The following is an 18,583-nucleotide window of genomic DNA, read 5'->3' on the forward strand; positions in this document are numbered from 1 at the left end:
AAATCGTCGAAAAGCGGAACCACAGAAGGCGAACTGACCGTTCAGTAGTCGGGCGCGTCGTCCTCGACTTCGCGCTTCAGCGAGTCGCGCCGGGACTTCGCGTCGCGTCCGGTCGCCTCCAGGAGGAAGTCGTTCTTGGCGTCGACCGCGTCGGCGGCGGCGTCGGCGTTCCCCTCCGCGATCACGTCCTCGGCGGGGCGCTCCTCGAAGTGGACCGCGAGCTTGTCTTTCTTGCTGCCGTACTCGGCCGCACCGGCCACGATACGGTCGAACACGGGGTTGTCGGGGTCCTCGACGACGTACAGCTCGTGACCCTGCCACTCCTCCGTGTCGGTGACCTCGCCGAAGTACTCCTCGACGGAGCCTTTCAGGTCGGGCATGCGGTCGTCCAGATGCTCGCCGCGGCGCATCTTGTACTCCTTCATGCCGCGTTCGTTCGACAGGGGGCCGTAAACCAGTTTCGTCACGGGGTCTTCGCCCGGTTCGTCGGCGGGCGGAGATTCCGGGACGGGAGAGCGCTCGGGAGAAGAGTGTCTCGCGACGGGTCGGCGCTAGACCGGTCGTTCGTCGACGTACCCGCGCTTGCACTCGGGACAGATGTCGCCCGCGCGCATGGAGTTGCCGTCGGCGGCGCGGGTCATCTCGCACTCGGGGCAGTAGTACTCCGTCGTCACGTCGGAGCCCGACGTCTCGAGGTCGGGGCTCTCGCCGCGGGTGATCCCGGCGCCCTCGTCGACCGCGCCGCCGGTCCCGGCCGCGCCGTCCGCCTCGCCCGTCGATCGCGCCGGCGCCTCGACGTACTCCGCGTCCTCGTCGTCGGTCGGCGAGTCGGCGGCCTCGGGCGTGAGCCCCCCGCCGAACTCCACCTCGCCCGTGCCGCCCTCGCCGACCTCGGCGCTGAACCCCTCGTCCTCCCCCCCGTGTTCGGGCCACGGCGTCGCCTCGCCGTCGCCGTCCTCGGACTCGTCCACGTCGGGCCACGCGCCGCGCTCGCGGTCGTCGTCGGGCTCGCCATCCTCGTCGAGGATCACGCCGTCGTCGGTCTCGGCGCGCTCCTCGTCGGCGGGCGCGTCGTTCGTCTCCGCCTCGGGATACGCCGCGTACTCGCCCTCGTCGCGTCCGAGGGTGTCGTCGTCGAGGTCGCTCCCGCGGTCCCCCTCGCCGCCCGCGCCCGACGGCCCGTCGTCGATCAGCTCCGCGCCGTCGCTCTCGGCGGGCGCGTCCGTCGCCGACTCGCCGGGCTTGCCCGGCTCCGCCTCCGCGGACCCGGCGTCGGCCGCGCCGTGGTCGGAGCCGTCGGCCGCGCCGTCGGCGCTCCCGATGTCGTCGTCGAGGATCACGGCGTCATCGCTGCCGACGTCGCCGTCGTCATCGACCCCGACCGCGGCCGCGGTCCCCGCGTCGGTCCCGACTTCGACGCCCTCGTCGACGCGGGTGCCGGGCGTCTCGCGCTCCGAACCGGCGTCGGGCCCCGTCGGCTCGTCGCCCGCGGCGGTGGCCTCGTCGGTCAGCTGCTCCATCGTCGTGACCTCGGTGTTCTCGCTGACCACCTGCGTCTCGCCGCAGCGAGCGCAGGTCTTCACCTCGGTGACGGTGGTGACGACCTCGTTCCCGTCCTCCTCGCGCTCGCGCTGTAGTTCGGGCTCGTTGAAGTCGTGCCCGAGCAGACACCTGAGTCCCATTATGCCCATCCTGCGGTGCCGAGGGTAAAAAACGCCCCGTCCGGCGTCCGACGCCCGGCAGACGAGATTCGCGTCGGGGCGCTCCCGCTCCGGCGCCGCCCGCGAGCCGCTCGGCGTCGCGTCGTCCGACGAACCGGTCGCGACGCCGGGGACCGAGCTGCCGCCCCCGACGATTCTTTGTGATTCGGTCACGTACCTCTCGATCGTCCATGCCGACCGTATCCTACCAAGGCGAAGAGATCGAGTGCGAAGAGGGGGACAATCTCCGCGACGTGCTCAAGGAGGCCGGGCTCTCGGTGTACAACGGCCGGGCCGAGCAGCTCAACTGCCGCGGAATGGGGTCGTGCGGTACCTGCGCCGTGCAGGTCGAGGGCGAGGTCAGCGAGCCCGGTAAGAAGGAGAAGGCCCGCCTGTGGGCCCCGCCGCACCACCCGAGCCACGACGTGCGCCTCGCGTGTCAGGTCCGCGTCGAGGGCGACGTCGAGGTGACGAAGGGGCGCGGGTTCTTCGGTCAGCACGTCTGAGCGATCGCTCGTCGTCGCGGGCCGCCTCGATCGGCGGCGGCGACGCTCGGTGTCGTAATAAGAACCCGCGTCGGACGTGAATCCGGGGGCGGGCAGAAGTCTCGTTGTCGCGTGTCAGAGTCGCGTTCGGCGTCAGCCGGACCGACCCACCGTATCGGATCGGCTTACTGCCGAACGACGTTGGACGCGCGCGGCCCCTTGGGCGAGGACTCGATGTCGAACTCGAGCTCCTGGCCCTCTTCGAGGTCCGGCCCTTCGACGTCTTCCATGTGGAAGAACACGTCGTCGTCAGCGTCGTCAGTCTCAATAAATCCGTAGCCGCCAGTGTCGTTGAAGAAATCAACCTTTCCGGTCGCCATTGCATCCTAACGGACGCCCCCTCGGGAGATAAGGATTGCGAGTGTACAGTTACCACGGGTGTCGCCGGACGTTTGTCGTCGAAATGTGTGGTTACCGAGACTATCGGTGGCCGTACATTCGCCTCCGGCTCGTCACGACGACCGACCTGTCGGTTCCTTCGAGTTCGAGAGCGCGACCGCCACCGGGGAGACGTTTATCTTCGGCCACCGCGATCGATCCGCCGTGTTCCGGTCGCTCCGCGAGAACGGGCCGGCGCTGCTCGTGCCGGCGGCGTGGCTCGTCGCCGCCGGGCAGACGGCCGGCATCCTCGACGCGACGCTGCGGTACTGAGGCCTCGGTGTCGTGATCGAGTATGTTGCATGCGATCGCCACACAATACCTAAGCCTCCGGCCCGTAGGATCCGCATGATCGACCTCGGGCCGGTCTACCTCGCGGTCGCGGGAGCGCTGCTGCTCGTCGCGCTGGGGTTGGGGTTCCGCGTGCTCCGCGGAATCGTCCGCGACGGGCGTGACCGGCAGCGCCGTCGGCGGGCCGGGGAGATAGAGAAGTACACGGAAGACGAGGAGTTCGGAGGAGAACCGCCGGCGGACTCCAGGGACGATCGCGGGGAGGAACGGGAGCGGGGCGAATCGGACGGCTCGAACGATCCGGCCGCGACGTGCCCTCACTGCGGGGCGGACAACGAGCCGGGCTTCAGCTACTGCCGCCGATGCGCGGCGCCGCTCCCTCCCGGCGCCTAGTTCGCGGGTTTCGCCCCTCCCTCAGCCTCGTCGTGGTCGCCCGATGTCGTCCGAAACGCGCCGACGACCTCGGTGGCGGCGTCACGTAGGCGCGCGCTCGCTCGAACCGGGGAGTCGCCGCCGAGTCCGGCGGCCGCGATCTCCTCGTCGTACGGTAGCGTCGCGATCACCGGTACGTCGAGCTTGTCGGCGACCGTCTCGGCGTTCCCTCGCGTCTTGTTGACGACCGCTCTGACCGTGTCGACGCCGAGATCGGCCGCGAGTTCCGTGATGCGCTCGGCCGTGTCGATCGAGGTTCGAGACGGTTCGACGACGACGACGAACGCGTCCACCGCCTCGGCGGTACCGCGCCCGAGATGTTCGATCCCGGCGGGCATGTCCATCACCACGTACTCTTCGGCGAGCGCACTCGACACGAGCGATCGCACGAAACTGTTCTCGGGACACATGCAACCGGTGTTCCCCGCGGCCGGCGCTCCGATCGTCAGCAGCCGCCCTTCCGGTCCGAACTCCGCCGAGTGCGTCTCCAGTACGTCTTTCACGTCCGGTGTCAGCCGAATGAGACCACCACCGGTTCCCGCCCGATCCTCGATGAGATCGCGTTCGTCCGTCACCGGACTCGGCTCCTCGACGCCCAGCGATGTCGCGAGGTTCATGTCCGGGTCGGCGTCGATGGCCGTGGTTTCGTGCCCGTTAGCCAGCCGTTGGGCGACTGCGGCCGCCACCGTCGATTTTCCGACGCCGCCTTTCCCCGTGATCGCGATCCGAACCGTTCCGTCCGTGTCGACGGTCGCATCCGGCTCGGTGACTCGGCCGTCATGGTCTTTTCGGTGGTCGTGACCGTGAGTATGCTCGTGGTCTTCTCGGTGGTCCTGACCGTGGCTACCGTTCGATCCGTCGTGGCTGTTCCCGTCTCCGTGGCGTCCGCACGCGTCGCACATGGCGGATCAGGCCTCCTCGAACAGGGCCGTCCGGCGGTCGTCGAGCGCGCTCGCGATAGCGTCGGCGGCCGCCTTCGGGTCCTCCTCTTGGATCGCGAACCCTCCGGTGATGTCTTTTAAATCCTCGGTCATGATCCGCGTGACTTCCTCGCTGTGGTCCATGTGGAGCGTGGGTGCGGTGTGCAGCGGTAACCCCAGCGCGAGCGCCCACGTGCCGATGCTGACCGCCTTTTCGGCGATAAGCTCTGGAGCGCTCGCGACGACCGGGAGTTCCCGGGTCGGCACTCCGGCGTCTTCCGAGATCGCGCGGACGACGTTCCCGATCCGGGAGTTGTCGACGCACGATCCCATGTGCCAGACCGGCGGCAGCGGTCCGTCGAGTCCGGCCGCTTCGCCAAGGTCGTTCAGGACCGCCGCCAGTCCGTCGCCCGCGAGTTCGTCGGTCATCGCCGGATCGAGATACCCGTTCTGGGCCGTAATGTGGCCGATACAACCGGTCACCACCGGAAGCACGTTCTCGGCGAGCAGCTCCTCGATCAGGATCTCGGTCATGTCCGCGGTGCGCATCTTGGGGTTCGGACAACCGACGATCCCCACGATTCCGTTGAGGTCACCGGCCTCCATCGCGTCGACGAGCGGGCGCGACGGGTTCTCGGGATTCGCCGACTCGAGCACGTTCAACACGAAATCGTCCGAGACCCCGACCATCGCGTCCGTCGTCCGGTCCGGAATCTCGACGGTGTAGTCCTGTCGGCTGTGGCGGTCGCCGAACGCCGCGATGCCCCGACGGACGATCTCCTCTGCGTCCTCCGCCGCGGTCTCCGGATCGAAGGAGACGTGTTCGGCTCCCGGGATCCGGACGTAGTCGACGGTCGTGATGAGCCGCGTGTGATGACACTCGACGACGTCGCCGATCCCCGGCCAGATACACTGGATGTCCGCGACCATCGCGTCGAGCGCCCCCGTCGTGACCGCGAGTTCCGCCTGACTGCTGTGGGCGGCCAACGGTACCTTCTGTCGCTCGGCCAGCTCGTTGCCCGTACAGCAGATCCCCACGATGTTGATCCCGTCTGCGCCGGCCTCGATCGCCTCGTCTTCAAGCTCGTTCGCGTGCTTGACCACCATCTCGCTGAGGACCGGTGAGTGGCCGTGGACGGCGATGTTGACGGCGTCCTCTCTCAACGTCCCGAGGTCGGCCTCCGTCTGGACCGGCTGTGGCGTTCCGAACACGACGTCCTGCAGGTCGGTTCCCATCGTCAGCCCGGCGTATCCGTCGGTGAGACCCGCCTCGACCGCACCGGTCAAGAGGTGTTTCGGGTCCGCGTCGTTCCCCTGTGTCGTCCGATGCATGGCCCGCGCGACCTCCTTGTCCGCGCTCGGGAGCGGCTCGATCCCCTGCTTGGCGAGGTACTCGCGCTGCTCGTCCGGCATCCGGTCGAGCCAATTCAGCGTCTCTCCACCCTCCTGAAAGTCCTCGATCGCCGCCTCGGCGACCTGCTCGGCGACCGCGCTGACGTCCCCCTCCGCGTCGAGACCGAGATCCGCCGCGATCGTCCGAAGCTTCTCGGGGTCGGCGATGTCGTACGCCGACAGCTCGCCGTCGGCGATCTCCGCGAGTACCGTCGCGATCTCTCGGGCGTGATCCGCGTGGCTCGCCGCCCCGGACGCGATCTCCCGGTAGACGTTCCGTGCCGCTACGGTCCCCGGCGTCGCTCCGCAGACGCCGCGCTCCATGCCGTGTGCCCCGTCGCTGACGCGGCACGGGCCCATATAACAGATGCGACAACAGCTCCCACCGACGCCGAACGGGCACTGCGGCTGGCTCTCTTCGAGGCGCTCCTCGGGCAGTTCTGGTGTCGTCGGTTCGTCGTCTTCGGATGTGGCCATCGTTGTGGTGTGTAACACGTCGTTCGAGGCCAATACTCCCGCGCGCGACCGCTCGCCGCTCCGCGGTCAGCTGTCGTCGATCCCGTCGGTGACTCGCGCGCTCGTCTCGTTTCGGCCCGCCGATCCGATACCGACCCCCGCGAGGAAAGTCAACAGGCTCGGCACGACGATCCACCAAATATCCGGGTGTTCGAGGCCCGTGTGGAGTACAATATCGAGCATACACCGTTTGCTACGGCCTCGTTCGCAGAGAGACTAGTCCTTCATAATCGTCCGGTTTAAAACCGATTCCTCGCTCCCCTCGAGCTCGCGACTCGTCTGATCACCCCGTCTGGGCGTCGTCGCTTCCGGATCCGAATTCGGACTCCGGGCACGTGTACCACCACGCCCACAGCAGCAACACGCCCTGCAACGGGAGCCGCGCCCACGCCGCCGCCCGGGCGACCCCCGAGAGGCGGTCGGGAGCGAGCTCTGCCGCCACGCCGTCGGTCGCCATGTACACGTTCGCGGGGAAGACGGCGCCGAGCAGCGCCATGATCCCCCACGCCGACCCGCGTCGCGTCCGATCGCAGGCGACCCCGAGGCCCAACCCGACCTCCGCGATCCCGGAGAGGTACACGAGGGCGCGCGGTCTCGGGAGCCCGGGCGGGACGACCCGCGCGAACGCCTTCGGCGCGAGGAAGTGCGCGATCCCCGCGATCACGTAGGCCGCGCTCATCGCGTAGCGAAGCGGGCGTTTCCGACCGGCGAGCGGTCCGACCGGGTCGCCGTCTGACTCCGTCTCGTCGCTCATCCGCGACGGTAGCCGCGCACGGCTATTGAGCGTTCCCCCGAGCGCATGACCCGACGGCGATCCCCCTACCCCTTCGATCGAACACCGCCGCGATCAGGGCAGCTCAAGCTCCGCCGTGACTCCCGCGTGGTCGGACGGCCACCGCCCCTCGACGCGAGCGGTCCGATCGTTCCCGATGCGTTCGGCCCCGAGCGCTTTCACATCGCCCCGCGTGAACACGTGATCGATCCGCCGGTTCAGCGTCGATTCCTCGTTGGTGAGCGACGGTCGCTGACAGCACGTGTGGCCGCTCTCGTCCGGATTCGCCGCGGCGTACGCGTCGGTGTAGCGCCGCGTCAACACGTCGTACGCCCGGGCGGTGGGCGTGTTCGGGCCGCTGTTGAAGTCCCCGACGAGGACGGTCGGCGGGTCCCGAAACCGCGCCGCCAGCTCCGCCGCTTGAACGCGTTGGAGAACGGGGACGCCGGGCGGAGACAGGTGGGTGTTGACGAACGTGAACGCGCCCTCCACGGTCGTCGAACAGTACCCGCGCCCGATGCCGAACTCCCTGCCTCCCGTGTAGTACGCCCCCGCGTCGGCCCCGCTCGTTTCCACTCCCTCGCGGGCGAGGATCACGTCGCGGTTCGAGAACCGAACCCGATCGAGCGGCGAGTCGTCCGCGACCGAAAACTCGGCGTCGAACGTCTCGACGGCGGCGCGCTCGCCGTACGACAGCCCCTTCGACTCGAGTTCCTCCAGGAAGGTCTGCAGATAATCGCGCGTCGTCGCCTCGCCGCCCCGTTCCTCGAAACGGGCGACCTCCTGAAGCCCGATCGCGTCCGGCTCGACGTCGGCGACCCGATCCGCCAACGCCCCGGCACGCAGGTCGAAACGGCTCTCGAGGGCGTTTCGGTAGATGCGTTCGGTCGTCCTCTCGAACTCGGCCTCCGTCTCCGCTTCCAGTGCCGGCGCGAGCGCCGCTCCCAGAAAGAGGTTCTGGGTCAGCACGCTCACAGTCTCGGGTGAACGAGCGGCCACGCCGCCCGTCACACAGAGGCTACCGCCGGCAACCGCTACGCCCGATTTCAGCACCGCTCGACGGGAGGCCGAACCAGACGCGACGGGTCGTGGAGTCATCGTTCACTATCGGTATCGGCCTCTCGCTAAGGTTACAAACCACTTAGCGAGCCGAACGCGAGGCGGTCCTCGCGAACTCACGTCCCCGTTCGCGGGGTCGCCACGCCGAACACGGCGGTTACCGCGCGTTCCCTCCACCCCTCTCCCTGACGCTATCGCCCGGTAATCGTCGCTTATCGGTTCCTCCCGTTCCCACCGAAGAGAGCGAAGCGGGGGCGTACCGGACGGCGTCCTGATCGGGAGTGGTCCGTGCCCAGAGCGATTAGGCTTCCGAGGAACTACTGGCGCCGTCGGTTTCGTCCGCCGCCTTCTCGTCGCCTTCCACCATCTCCTCTACTACCTCCTCGCCTGATTCTTCAGTCTTGTCGGACGCCTTCTCACCGGCTTCTTCAGTCTTCTCCGATGCTTTTTCACCGGCCTCTTCGGCCTTGTCGGACGCCTTCTTCCCGGTCTCTTCGGCCTTGTCAGACGCCTTCCCGCCCGCTTCCTCCGCCCGATCCGCCGCCTTCTCGCCGGCCTCTTGGACCGCTTCGCTGGCCCGCTCCGAGCCCTCCTCGATCCGTTCGGAGGCGGCCTCGCTCCCCGCTTCGATGCTCTCTGCGGCCTGGTGGATCCGGTTGGCCGTCATGTCTTTGACGCCCCTGACGACCTCGTCCGGCTTCTTGGAGTTCCGGGACCAGTAGGCGAACCCGAGCGCCCCCGCTCCCAACAGCAAGAGCTTTTTCAGTCTCATCCCTCCCGACCGTTTCGCGGGCCTGATCTCGATGATCCTGTCGTTCGACGAGAGGGCGTCAGCGATCGCTTCCGTCACCGGATCGCCTTCCTCGGACTCGTCCTCTTCGAGGCGGTCTTCGAGCTCCGACCGTTTCCTCATCAACTGGTCTTTGAGTGAGCGTTTCATCGTGATCGAGTGGTACCGCGTTCGGTTGCGTTCGAGCACGGTCGCGCCACCGTGAACCGCGATTCGGATAGCGTTACGCTCGTAATCTGGTCTCTCATCGGCCACACGTTGACCGCGTTCGCGTATTGTTATGCCCCCGTACGGCGTCGTTAGGTCTCACTGAATCCGTCTGGCAGAGAACGAGTCCCGTGTCGGCCCTCCCGGCGACGACCCCCGATTGTGAAATTGGGACCGACTCCTGCTCGCATCGGCCGGGAGCGGTTCAACCGTTCGCTGCTCACGGCTTCGCCGTTCCCCGTCGAGGGCTCTCTCCGATCGCCCTCGCGCCGCTCAGGTGTTCAGAATATGCCGCCTCCTCGATTTGAACTCCGGAAGACGATCGCGCTCACTCCGTTCGCGCGCTGCGACTCGCCTGCTCAAATCGACTCGGCGTCGTTTTCTCGACGGTTCGCTACGCTCACCGTCTCGAAATATGCCGCCTCCCCGATTTGAACGGGGGACAGCTCGATCTTCAGTCGAGTGCTCTCCCAGTCTGAGCTAAGGCGGCTCGCACTCGGACCAACGCCGATTCGAGACAAAAGGATTTCGAAAGGCGGCGGACCGATCGGCGAGTCGCGTCGGCCTCGCGGTCGTCCGCGCGCCGGTTCCGCTCGCCCCGCCTCGAACCCGATCGAGGTCGCCACCGCCCCCCGAATCCGCTTTTCCACTTCAAAGCACTGTTCGTTTCGATCGCTTACTTGAAAGCAACGGCCGTTGATCCGATCAACTCCGTTCAAGTCGCCCGAAATCGGTTCAATTCAACGCCACGGTTTCCGGTTTTTACTACCCTTCCGCCACATCGACCGGATGCGATGACCCGACACACTCGACGTTCGGTCGTGAAGCTCGCAGGCGCATCGGTCGCGGCCGCCGCGGTCCCCGGCGTCGCGTCGGCGGACGAGGAGTCGGCCTCGGACTGGACCGTCGCGAAGACCCCGGTCGACGAGAGCCTCCACGACGTCCGGTACACCGCCACGAACCCGCACGCTGTCGGCGCGGGCGGCGTGCTGATCGAGCGGACGGCGGCCGGCTGGGAGACCGCGTTCCGCGGCGGCGTCTCCGGCAACGGAAACGGCCTCCGCGGCGCCGGGGTCACCGACGACGGCGAGCGCCTCTGGATGGTCGGCAACAGCGGCGCCGTCGGTGAGTACGACGTGACGACCGGGAACCTGGTCGACCGGTCGCAGCCGGACGACGCCTCCAACCAGTTCAACTCCGTCGCGGTCACCGGCCCCGCGGGCGACGCGGACGTGTACGTGGTCGACGACTCCGGACTGGTGTACTACAGCTTCGAGAACGGCGAGGAGGGCACCTGGAACTACCTCACGCCCGGCTCCGGCGCCGGCATCCCCGCCGTCGACTTCCACGGCGCCCGCGCGGGGACCCTGATCGACACGAACGGGACGGTGTTCGCTACCGACGACGGCACCACGTGGGAGCCGTTCGGCGTCGAGGACGCGGACACCACCTTCGCCGGACTCGACGCCGACGCCCCCGACGACGTGACCGTGGTCGGCGGCGGCTCGCTCTACGCCTACGACGGCGTCGAGTGGCGGTCCGACCGGATCGCCGAGGCCGGCCTCAAGGACGTGATCACGGGCGACGCCGGCGGCGTCGCCGTCGGTGGGAGCGGCACCGTCGTCGAGCGCGAGGGCGGGGACTGGAGCGTCGTCGACACGCCCTCTGGCCAGAACCTCCGCGCCGTCGCGGCGTTCGACGGCGACCGCGACTACGTCGTCGGCGCCAGCGGGACGGTGCTAGAGCGGTAAGGTCCTTTTTCGGTGCTGATTCTTTGGAAAATAGCCGAGACGGCATGTCCATTTATATTGGCCTCAAATTTTCTAATAGGTAATTCTCTGAAAAATTAATCCGGCTATCCTCTTTTTCGGGCGGCTCTATCCGAAGCGAGATGGAGCTCTCAAACGAATCATCTGACACGAGATACCACTCCTCTTTTTCATGATTCTTGAACGAGTAGTACTCGGCATCGTTGCCGTTTGCATTGAACCGGAGTAGCCCTTCCTCAATCCACGCCGGTTCGACGCGGACTCGAAAAGTCGACTCCTCACAATACACCGTTGCCGTCTTTTCCCCGTCGCATTCTACTCGGTCGTACGCCATTTGGCCTTCTTCCAGTCTACTGATGAACTGTGTCAGCTCCGGCGTTTGATCTGTCGGTGAACTCCCGACAACTTCTGGGGGCCAGTTGTTCTCAAACGTGTACTCACCGGCCGGATTCGATCTTGTGTTTCGGGTACCTTTGTTGTCTACCCGGAACGAGATCGATTCATTAAATTCGTCAGAATGTACGGACAGTAGATCACCTAAGTCCTCACAATATATGAGATGGTACTCCGCGGATTCGCTCGGCGTGAACCTGACTCGACCGTTCACGATCCATCCGGTCTCGACTCCAATCTGATGTGTTTCACCGTCTGTGTCCACAAACAATAGATTCCGGCTGTCCTCTTTGGTCGGATCGACGTATACGGAGCCCCCTACACTCTCAAGCGCGCCGATAGCCGCGGAGACCGCTGCCTCACGTCTGTTGTGGTTACTTGGTGGCCACTGCTGGTCGAGACGATAGTCCCCGGCCCAATTGATCTGGTTAGTTTTCTGGGTGGGCGGATCGACACGCAAGTGCATCGAGGTGCCAACCTCCCCCGAATCGACAAGATAAGTCTCTCCTGTCTCGTCGCAGTGTACGAGGAAACAGTCGACATCGTCACCGTACTGCTTGTAGACGTGGCCAGACGAGTTCGTATGCTGACTTACTCCCTTGAATCGGACGACCCCCTCTTTCAATCGCCCCGTTTTGACCTGTGCACGCAACAGCCCGCCGTCCGGTGTTTCCAAGACGAGATCGTATCGTTCGTTGTCGCCTACCGGTGTTGATACGCTAATATCTCGTTTCTTTAACTCCGTGATGACAATTTGCTCGGTGAGATCGCCTCGCCTGTGTGACTCCATATCTGTCGTGATTCGGTATCCGGTTTGGGAGTCATGACACTTACATTTGTATATTTACAAATCTTTTGATCGAACAGCGTCAAACAGTTACCAGACAGGAGTGTACACGGGCTATGGCACGAACACGTGCTCTGCTTACCGAGACCGAGCGTGAACACCTCCGATCGGAGACCACTGGTTCGGACCAGTATCAGGCCGTGTCACGAATCCGAAACCGGATTCACGAAGAACTCCAAACTGACGTAGAGGTTCTCAGACAACACCACCCGGATCTTCATGCAGAACTGGAACAGATCGTCTGTACCGGGCAAGAATAACGGATGGGGCCGCTGAGAGTCGAACTCAGGTCCACTGCACCCAAGGCAGCGAGGATACCACTACCCCACGGCCCCGCACCCATACGTACCCGCATCGTCCGGTAAAGCGTTTCGTTGCGCGGACGCGGGACCCCTCCGGTTTCCCGTCCGCGCCTCACTCCTCGTCGTCGCGCAGTTCGAGGTCGGCGACGATCTGGTAGGGGTCGGTCCCCTTCCGGATCGCGTCGAGCATGAAGAACGCCTCGTCGGGCGCGAGGAAGTGTCTCGTGATCCCCCGACCGAGGGGCGTCGGATCGAAGCCGTCGATGAACTCCCACTCCAGCAGCTTCCCGATCGCGTGTTTCGTCGGTACCTCGCCGATCATCCGGTCGTTGAGTCGCTTGGCCTTCTTACCCGAGACGACGACGTTTGCCAGCGTCTCCTCGACCGCGGCGGTCTCGTCGTAGTGGGTCGCCACGTCCTCCATCTCGCCTTTGAGCAGCGTAAAGGCGACCTCGTCTTCGGTGCGGTCCATGGAGTTGTGGTAGACGCCGTCGGGCTCGACGAGGAGGTACACCCGGCCGCGGTCGTGGTAGTCCGGCCGGCCGGCCCGGCCGAGCATCTGGGAGAACTCCTGGACGGAGAGCCACTCGATCCCCATCGCCAGCGAGTCGAAGATCACCTGCGAGGCGGGGAAGTCGACGCCGGCCGCGAGCGCCGCGGTCGTGACGACCGCCGAGAGGTCCTGGTTCCCGAACTGGCGTTCGACCGTCTTCCGGCGCTTGTAGTCGAGGCCGGCGTGGTACGGCGCGGAGTCGTACCGGAGCTTCCGGCTGATCTCGTGGCAGCGCCGCCGGGAGTTCGTGAAGATGATCGTCTGCCCGCGGTACCCCTTCGAGGACTTCGTGTCGAACTCGCGTTTGACGAGCTTGTCGGCTATCTGGGCCTTCTCGCGGCTGTCCGCGAAGGTGACGTGGCGTTCGATGGGGACGGGACGCTCCTCGTACTCGATCAGCGTCGCCCGGAGCTTCTCGGCGAGCCACTCGGGGTTCCCGACGGTCGCGGAGAGGTAGACGAACTGCGTGCCGTCGTAGCCCTCGTGGGTCGCCATCCGCTCTTCGCTGTAGTACTTCAGTCGGGAGATGAGCCCGTCGAGCCGGTGGCCGCGCTCGCCCTCCTTCAGGGTGTGGACCTCGTCGATGACCACCGTCCCCACGTCGCCCAGGTCCTTGCCGGTCCGGAGCGCGTGGTCGATCCCCTCGTAGGTGCCGACGATCACGTCCGCGTTCGGGTCGAAGCGGTTGCCGTCGTCGTTCACCCGCGAGGAGCCGACCCGGATCGAGACGTTCAGCAGGTCGCCGTAGCGGTCCTCGAAGTCCTCGTGCTTCTGGTTGGCGAGCGCGACGAGCGGGACCAAGAAGAGGAGCTTGCCGTCCCCCTTCAGCGCCCGGTCGATCCCCGTCAGCTCGCCGACGAGGGTCTTCCCGGTCGCGGTCGCGCTCACGACGAGCTGGTCGTTCCCCTCGAGCAGGCCGTTCCGCACCGAGAGGCTCTGGACCGGGAGCAGCTCCTCGAAGCGGCCCTGGAGGTGCGCGGACAGATCGGGGTGGAGGTCCAGGTCCTCGGTCCGGACCGGCGAGATGTCGTCGACGTTCGCGGAGACCTCGTCGTACTTCGTGAGGTCGGGGTCGAGCCCGCCCTGCAGGAGGTTGACGATCCGGTCTAAGTCGCCCGACTCGTAGAGCAGTTCTTCGAGGCGCTCCTCGGCGGCGCCCGTGAACTCGCCTTTGTACGACAGCTCCCGCTCTAACTCCCGGCGGGCGCAGTCCCGGCAGATCAGCTCGCCGTTGTGCTCGATCGCGCTCTCGCTCGTGATGGGACCGTACCGCCCGTCGCTCGCGCAGCGCCGGCAGGTCCGGACCGCCGTCGCCTCCAACTGGTAGCCGTCGAGCATTGCCTTCAGCCGCGTCCGGTTCTCCGGCGAGGTCTGCTCGGAGATCCGGATCCGGCCGGCCGCGCGGGCGAGGTCGACGAACTCGTCGGGTTGACGGGGCTGGTCCTCGCCGTCGCGGATCACCCGGAACTTGCCCGGTCGCGGGCCCGCGGAGGTCTCCTTGAGTTCGAGCCGCCCGCGGAGCACGCGGTTGCCGTCGCGGTTCGCGACGACGGTGTAGTCGCTCCGCGCCTCGTGGAGGAACAGCGTCTCGACCTCGGCCAACTGCTGTGACACTGCGGTTCGGTACGCGAGCGAGGTATTTCAGGTGTTCGGCTCGGGACTCGAAACCGGTGCCGTGCGCGCGTCGCCGCGGCTACGCGTCGCGATCGCGCGGAAAAAGAACCCGCCTCGAACGGACGGGAAACCGATCGTCTCTACGAGACGAGCAGCGTCTCGCCGCGGTCGACCGTGATCCGGCACGGCGGCGAGAGCTTGTTGTACGCGCGGCGGAACGCCTCCTTCACGACGGGCGCCTGGTCGACGTCGCAGTACGCCGTGAAGACGACGTCGTCCTTGTCGAGCCGCGCGGCGGTCCCGACCGGCTTGCCGAACGCCTGTCGCATCCCGTCGGAGACGCGGTCCGCGCCGGCGCCGGTCGCCTGCTTGTTCTCCCGGATGACCTGGTGGGGGAACTTGCGGAGGGTCATCTTGTAGTTGCCCTCGCCGAGCTCCTTGATGAGGTGGCGATTCGCCGAGAGGCGCGCGCTCTCGAGCGAGCCGTGTCGGATCTGGAGCTCCTCCTCGACGCGGAGGCTGATCTGGACGGGGTAGTCGTCCGGCTCCGCGGAGAGGTCGCCCATGTTGTGCTGGGCGATCTTCGATCCGGGGATACCCGTGATGTATTCGCGGCGGGTGTACGACGGCTTATCGATCGTCCGATACATAGAGGCGGGTTTATCAGACATGGCTACTTGTCCGATGTAGCCGGTGCAGCGGCGATAAAGCCTTCGATAGCGAGGCGTCACCGTCGGATGCTTCGAGACCTGTGCGGGCCCGCAACCGGATCGCGGCGCGTGTTGACATGCCCCCGTATCGCGCCCTCGGACCGGGTCGCGCCGCTCGATCACTCCCCCGGCGTCGGTTCGAGCGCGACGTGGTCGAACCCGCGCTCCGCGAGCCGCTCGGCGGCCCGGTCGGTGATCGAGGGCGCGACGAGGACGCCGCGAACGGTGGAGGTGTCGTCGCGGTCCGCGGCGGAGTCGTCGCCGTCGCGCTCCTCCACCCCCAACTCCTCTCTGAGCGCCCGCACGTACCGGGCGAGCTGGCCGACCGCGTCCGGGCCGACCCGCCGCCGTTTCAGTTCGACGACGACCGGGGTGCCGTCGGCGTCGACGCCGAACACGTCCATCGGTCCGGCGCTGGAGGGACGCTCGACCTCGCGGGGTTCGAACCCCGGCTCGACGAGTTCGGGCCGTTCTAGGATCCGGGTCCGGAGATCCTCCTCGCTCCCGTGGAGCGTGAGGTCGCGCCCGCCCGTGACCGACATCGCGGAGAGGTGGTGCACGTCCGAAAAGCGGACCGTCAGCGTCTCGTCGGGGTTGGTTCGTGTCGAGCGCACGCGAAGCCGTCCCCCGCGTACCGCGGCGCGGTGTTCGGACCCCGGGGGCTGCCAGTTGACGGGCTGACGCCCCTCGTCGGTGTGGACGAGGGCGGCGCCGTCGGGCTTCAACACGAGCAGTCGGTCGCCGTCGCCGAGGTCGGAGGCGGCGCGGCCCTCGTAGCTGACGGTACAGCGACCGAAGACGCTTATCAGGTCGCCGCGCTCGAAGGCGTCCTCCAGCTCCCAGAGGGCCTCGCGGTGGCTCGGGTCGTGGACGCTAGTGACTGTCACTACTGCGTGTAGGGGGTTGCGGCTCAAAAAGGGCGCGAGGGAGAGGTTTGTGAGGGTGGTCGGTCGTAAGTCGTCGTTGGCGATGGCGCGCTGTACGAAATCGGCGTCTCTGTCGATCGCTTATAAATGGCTACCGACGGATCGACGGCGGACACTTCCAAAGCCCCAGTCGTTGAGGCGGGCGCACGCTCGCTGCGGTCCTCAGTCGGTCGCTACCGCTCCCTCCTTGCGGTCCTTGCGTCCCCTGCGCCCGCCTCAACGACTGCCCCTTTGAGTCCCACCCGCAACTGCACAGCACCTCACGCCTCCCCAGCCTCGTCGGTCGCCTGCGGCGACCGACTCCCTCGCACCGGCGTCGCCGGCGGCTTCGCCGCCGGCTGCCAGAGGGACCTTCGGTCCCTCGCGGCTCGCGGCCCAGAGGACCGCTCGCCGGGGCGCGCCATTTATACTCAATAGCTCTCAATCTCGACGTCCAGTCGTTCGAAGTCCTCGACGTTTCGGGTCAGTACCGGTTCGTCGACGACTTCGGCAGTGGCGGCGATGATCACGTCGCCGTCGCCCACAGGCGTCCCTTCGTTCTGTAGCTCACCCGCGAGCCGCCCGGCCTTCCGCATGACGGCGGTGTCGGCCGGATGGATCGGCTTCGAGGCGAGGATGTCTTCGACCGTTTGACGCTCGCTCTCTGACTCGGTCGCTCGGGCGATACCGTAGTACAGTTCGAACAGCGTCATCGAGGAGATGCGCTGCTGGACGAGTTCCGTCTCCAACTCCCGAGCCTTTTTGACGGCGTCCTCGTCTCCGTTCATCAAATCGATGAGGAACGAGGTGTCAAGCAGCACGCTACGCCTCTCGAAGCCGGTCGGCGGTGTCCTCTAGCTCAGCGGCGCGTCGATCACGTCGTTCCTCGACAGCTTCGCGGAGCGCGTCGGCTTCGTCGTCGCTCAGAACCCCCGCGAGTTCCAGCAGCGATCGCTCGCCGGCGAGCCGGAGAACGACGTCGGAGAACGTCTCATCGTCCCGCTTGTGAGCCGCGAGCCGATCGTATGCCTCCTCGGAGAGGCGGATGCTCTTCGACATGTGCATACGGTTGTATGCAGACTCACAAAGGCCTTTCTCAGGGGTCGTCGCTGACCCGCTTTATGTCCCGTGCTCCCAGCTGTCCATGTACTCGCGCTGCTCGTCGCTGAGGTCGTCGTACGCGACGCCCTCGGCGGTGAGCTTGATGTCCGCGACCTCGCGGTCGAGCTCGTCGGGCACGTCGTGGACGCCGGGCTCGTAGCTCTCGCCGTTTTCGGCGAGTTCGCGCACGACGACCGCCTGCACGCCGAAGCTCTGGTCCATCACTTCGACCGGGTGGCCGAGGGCGATGGGGGCGGCGAGGTTGACGAGCCGCCCCTCGGCGATCACGTTCAGGACGCGGCCGTCGGCCATCTCGAAGCCCTCGACGCCGTCGCGGACCTCGTAGCGGTCCACGGCCAGCTCGTCGAGGTCGTCGAGGTTCACTTCGACGTCGAAGTGGCCGGCGTTCGCGAGGAGCACGCCGTCCCCCATCTCCTCGAAGTGCTCGCGGGTGATCACGTCGCGGTTGCCGGTCGTCGTAATGAACACGTCGCCCTTCTTCGCGGCCTCGACCATCGGCAGCACCTCGTACCCCTCCATGTGCGCTTCGAGGGCCTTCCGGGGGTCGACCTCGCAGACGATGACGTTCGCGTTCTGGCCCGAGGCCTTCTTGGCGACGCCCTTCCCGCACTGGCCGTACCCGCCGACGACGACGTTCTTGCCGGCCCACGAGAGGTTCGTCGTCATCGCGATGGTCGCGAGCGACGACTCGCCCGTGCCGTGGACGTTGTCGAACAGCTGCTTCATCGGCGTGTCGTTCACGGCGAAGACGGGGTAGTGGAGCTCGCCGTCGGCGTCCATCGCGCGCAGGCGGTCGACGCCGGTGGTCGTCTCCTCGGCGCCGCCGACGATGGAGTCGATCAGGTCGGGGTACTCCTCGTGGACGAGCTTCACCATGTCCATCCCGTCGTCGACGGTGATGGTCGGCCCGTGGGCGATACAGGCGTGCATCGCGTCGTAGTACCCCTCGTCGTCGACGCCCCGGACCGCGTAGGAGGTGATCGACTCGTGGGTGTCTAAGGCGGCTGACACGTCGTCGTGGGTCGAAAGCGGGTTACACCCGGTGATCGCGACCTCGGCGCCGCCCTCGGCGAGCAGTTCGACGAGGTTCGCCGTCTTCGCCTCGACGTGCATCGCCATCGCGATCGTCTCGCCGGCGAGCGGCTGCTCGTCGACGAACTCCTCGCGGAGGGCGTTCAGAATCGGCATGTGCTGGAGCGCCCAGTCCATCTTCCGGCGTCCCTCCTCGCGGGCCGTTTCGAGGTCCGAGAGGTGCTGTGACACCGGCGGATACGAAGTCTCGCTCATACGATGCGGTTCGCTCACGGCGCACTAAACCCTGCCGACACCGAGTGAGTCCGGAAAAAGAGCCGTCAGCGATCGCGCA

Annotated in this window: 19 protein-coding genes and 2 tRNA genes; 3 read left to right on the forward strand and 18 right to left on the reverse strand. The window is 66.5% G+C overall.

Annotated features, from left to right (window positions below; all coding sequences use genetic code 11):
* Window positions 1-41: 41 nt before the first annotated feature.
* Window positions 42-425 carry a DUF5611 family protein gene (locus EDM04_RS17300; protein ID WP_123624312.1) on the reverse strand — a complete coding sequence of 128 codons (384 nt, stop codon included), beginning with the start codon at window positions 423-425 and terminating at the stop codon, window positions 42-44.
* Between the two features lie 126 nt (window positions 426-551).
* Window positions 552-1,682, reverse strand: coding sequence for a hypothetical protein (locus EDM04_RS17305; protein WP_123624314.1), 1,131 nt, complete (start codon window positions 1,680-1,682; stop codon window positions 552-554).
* 209 nt (window positions 1,683-1,891) lie between these two features.
* Here EDM04_RS17305 and EDM04_RS17310 point away from each other — a divergent pair, with 209 nt between their 5' ends.
* Window positions 1,892-2,206 carry a 2Fe-2S iron-sulfur cluster-binding protein gene (locus EDM04_RS17310; protein WP_123624316.1) on the forward strand — a complete coding sequence of 105 codons (315 nt, stop codon included), beginning with the start codon at window positions 1,892-1,894 and terminating at the stop codon, window positions 2,204-2,206.
* Between the two features lie 164 nt (window positions 2,207-2,370).
* Here the strand turns inward: EDM04_RS17310 and EDM04_RS17315 are convergent, their stop codons facing one another.
* Window positions 2,371-2,565: a cold-shock protein gene (locus EDM04_RS17315; protein ID WP_004048101.1), complete on the reverse strand. Its 195-nt coding sequence runs from the start codon at window positions 2,563-2,565 to the stop codon at window positions 2,371-2,373.
* A 406-nt stretch (window positions 2,566-2,971) separates the two neighbouring features.
* Between EDM04_RS17315 and EDM04_RS17320 the strand changes: the two genes are divergently transcribed.
* On the forward strand, window positions 2,972-3,307 hold the full coding sequence (locus tag EDM04_RS17320; RefSeq protein WP_123624318.1) for a zinc ribbon domain-containing protein: 336 nt from the start codon (window positions 2,972-2,974) through the stop codon (window positions 3,305-3,307).
* Here the strand turns inward: EDM04_RS17320 and EDM04_RS17325 are convergent.
* The 7 genes from EDM04_RS17325 to EDM04_RS17350 form a co-directional block, all read right to left on the reverse strand.
* The gene (locus EDM04_RS17325) at window positions 3,304-4,248 is read right to left on the reverse strand and encodes an ArsA-related P-loop ATPase (RefSeq protein ID WP_123624320.1); all 945 of its coding nucleotides are present in this window, start codon (window positions 4,246-4,248) and stop codon (window positions 3,304-3,306) included. The two genes, EDM04_RS17320 and EDM04_RS17325, sit on opposite strands and share 4 nt — an antisense overlap.
* Window positions 4,249-4,254: 6 nt before the next feature.
* Entirely contained in the window at window positions 4,255-6,135 is a 1,881-nt protein-coding gene (gene cooS, locus EDM04_RS17330; RefSeq protein ID WP_123624322.1) for an anaerobic carbon-monoxide dehydrogenase catalytic subunit, read from the reverse strand.
* A gap of 66 nt (window positions 6,136-6,201) precedes the next feature.
* Complete coding sequence (locus EDM04_RS18640) at window positions 6,202-6,357, reverse strand: hypothetical protein (protein ID WP_164471163.1); 156 nt, start codon at window positions 6,355-6,357, stop codon at window positions 6,202-6,204.
* 100 nt (window positions 6,358-6,457) lie between these two features.
* On the reverse strand, window positions 6,458-6,928 hold the full coding sequence (locus tag EDM04_RS17335; RefSeq protein WP_123624324.1) for a DoxX family membrane protein: 471 nt from the start codon (window positions 6,926-6,928) through the stop codon (window positions 6,458-6,460).
* Between the two features lie 93 nt (window positions 6,929-7,021).
* A complete protein-coding gene (locus EDM04_RS17340; protein ID WP_164471164.1) occupies window positions 7,022-7,957 on the reverse strand; it encodes an endonuclease/exonuclease/phosphatase family protein in 936 nt (311 codons plus the stop codon).
* 349 nt (window positions 7,958-8,306) lie between these two features.
* Window positions 8,307-8,984, reverse strand: a complete 678-nt coding sequence (locus EDM04_RS17345) for a hypothetical protein (RefSeq protein ID WP_123624328.1) — start codon at window positions 8,982-8,984, stop codon at window positions 8,307-8,309.
* Between the two features lie 434 nt (window positions 8,985-9,418).
* Window positions 9,419-9,492: transfer RNA gene (locus tag EDM04_RS17350), tRNA-Phe, on the reverse strand.
* A gap of 304 nt (window positions 9,493-9,796) precedes the next feature.
* On the opposite strand from EDM04_RS17350, the gene EDM04_RS17355 reads away from it, so the two are divergent.
* Window positions 9,797-10,753, forward strand: coding sequence for a hypothetical protein (locus EDM04_RS17355; RefSeq protein WP_123624331.1), 957 nt, complete (start codon window positions 9,797-9,799; stop codon window positions 10,751-10,753).
* Between the two features lie 52 nt (window positions 10,754-10,805).
* On the opposite strand, the gene EDM04_RS17360 is transcribed toward EDM04_RS17355, so the two are convergent.
* The 8 genes from EDM04_RS17360 to EDM04_RS17400 all read right to left on the reverse strand — a co-directional run bounded on the left by EDM04_RS17360 (window position 10,806) and on the right by EDM04_RS17400 (window position 18,504).
* Window positions 10,806-11,954, reverse strand: a complete 1,149-nt coding sequence (locus EDM04_RS17360; RefSeq protein WP_123624333.1) for a group I intron-associated PD-(D/E)XK endonuclease — start codon at window positions 11,952-11,954, stop codon at window positions 10,806-10,808.
* 321 nt (window positions 11,955-12,275) lie between these two features.
* Window positions 12,276-12,346 (reverse strand) — tRNA-Pro (locus EDM04_RS17370).
* 79 nt (window positions 12,347-12,425) lie between these two features.
* Window positions 12,426-14,480: a DEAD/DEAH box helicase gene (locus EDM04_RS17375; protein ID WP_123624337.1), complete on the reverse strand. Its 2,055-nt coding sequence runs from the start codon at window positions 14,478-14,480 to the stop codon at window positions 12,426-12,428.
* Between the two features lie 140 nt (window positions 14,481-14,620).
* Entirely contained in the window at window positions 14,621-15,151 is a 531-nt protein-coding gene (locus EDM04_RS17380) for a 50S ribosomal protein L16 (protein ID WP_123624339.1), read from the reverse strand.
* Window positions 15,152-15,309: 158 nt separating this feature from the next.
* On the reverse strand, window positions 15,310-16,077 hold the full coding sequence (nucS, locus tag EDM04_RS17385; RefSeq protein ID WP_123624341.1) for an endonuclease NucS: 768 nt from the start codon (window positions 16,075-16,077) through the stop codon (window positions 15,310-15,312).
* A 449-nt stretch (window positions 16,078-16,526) separates the two neighbouring features.
* Window positions 16,527-16,916 carry a type II toxin-antitoxin system VapC family toxin gene (locus EDM04_RS17390; RefSeq protein ID WP_123624343.1) on the reverse strand — a complete coding sequence of 130 codons (390 nt, stop codon included), beginning with the start codon at window positions 16,914-16,916 and terminating at the stop codon, window positions 16,527-16,529.
* 1 nt (window position 16,917) lies between these two features.
* Entirely contained in the window at window positions 16,918-17,154 is a 237-nt protein-coding gene (locus EDM04_RS17395; RefSeq protein WP_123624345.1) for an antitoxin VapB family protein, read from the reverse strand.
* Between the two features lie 60 nt (window positions 17,155-17,214).
* Window positions 17,215-18,504 (reverse strand): adenosylhomocysteinase, encoded by a 1,290-nt coding sequence (locus EDM04_RS17400; RefSeq protein WP_123624347.1) that lies wholly within the window; start codon window positions 18,502-18,504, stop codon window positions 17,215-17,217.
* Window positions 18,505-18,583: the final 79 nt, after the last annotated feature.

It is taken from the genome of Halorubrum sp. CSM-61, assembly GCF_003781945.1.
Taxonomy (GTDB): Archaea; Halobacteriota; Halobacteria; order Halobacteriales; family Haloferacaceae; genus Halorubrum.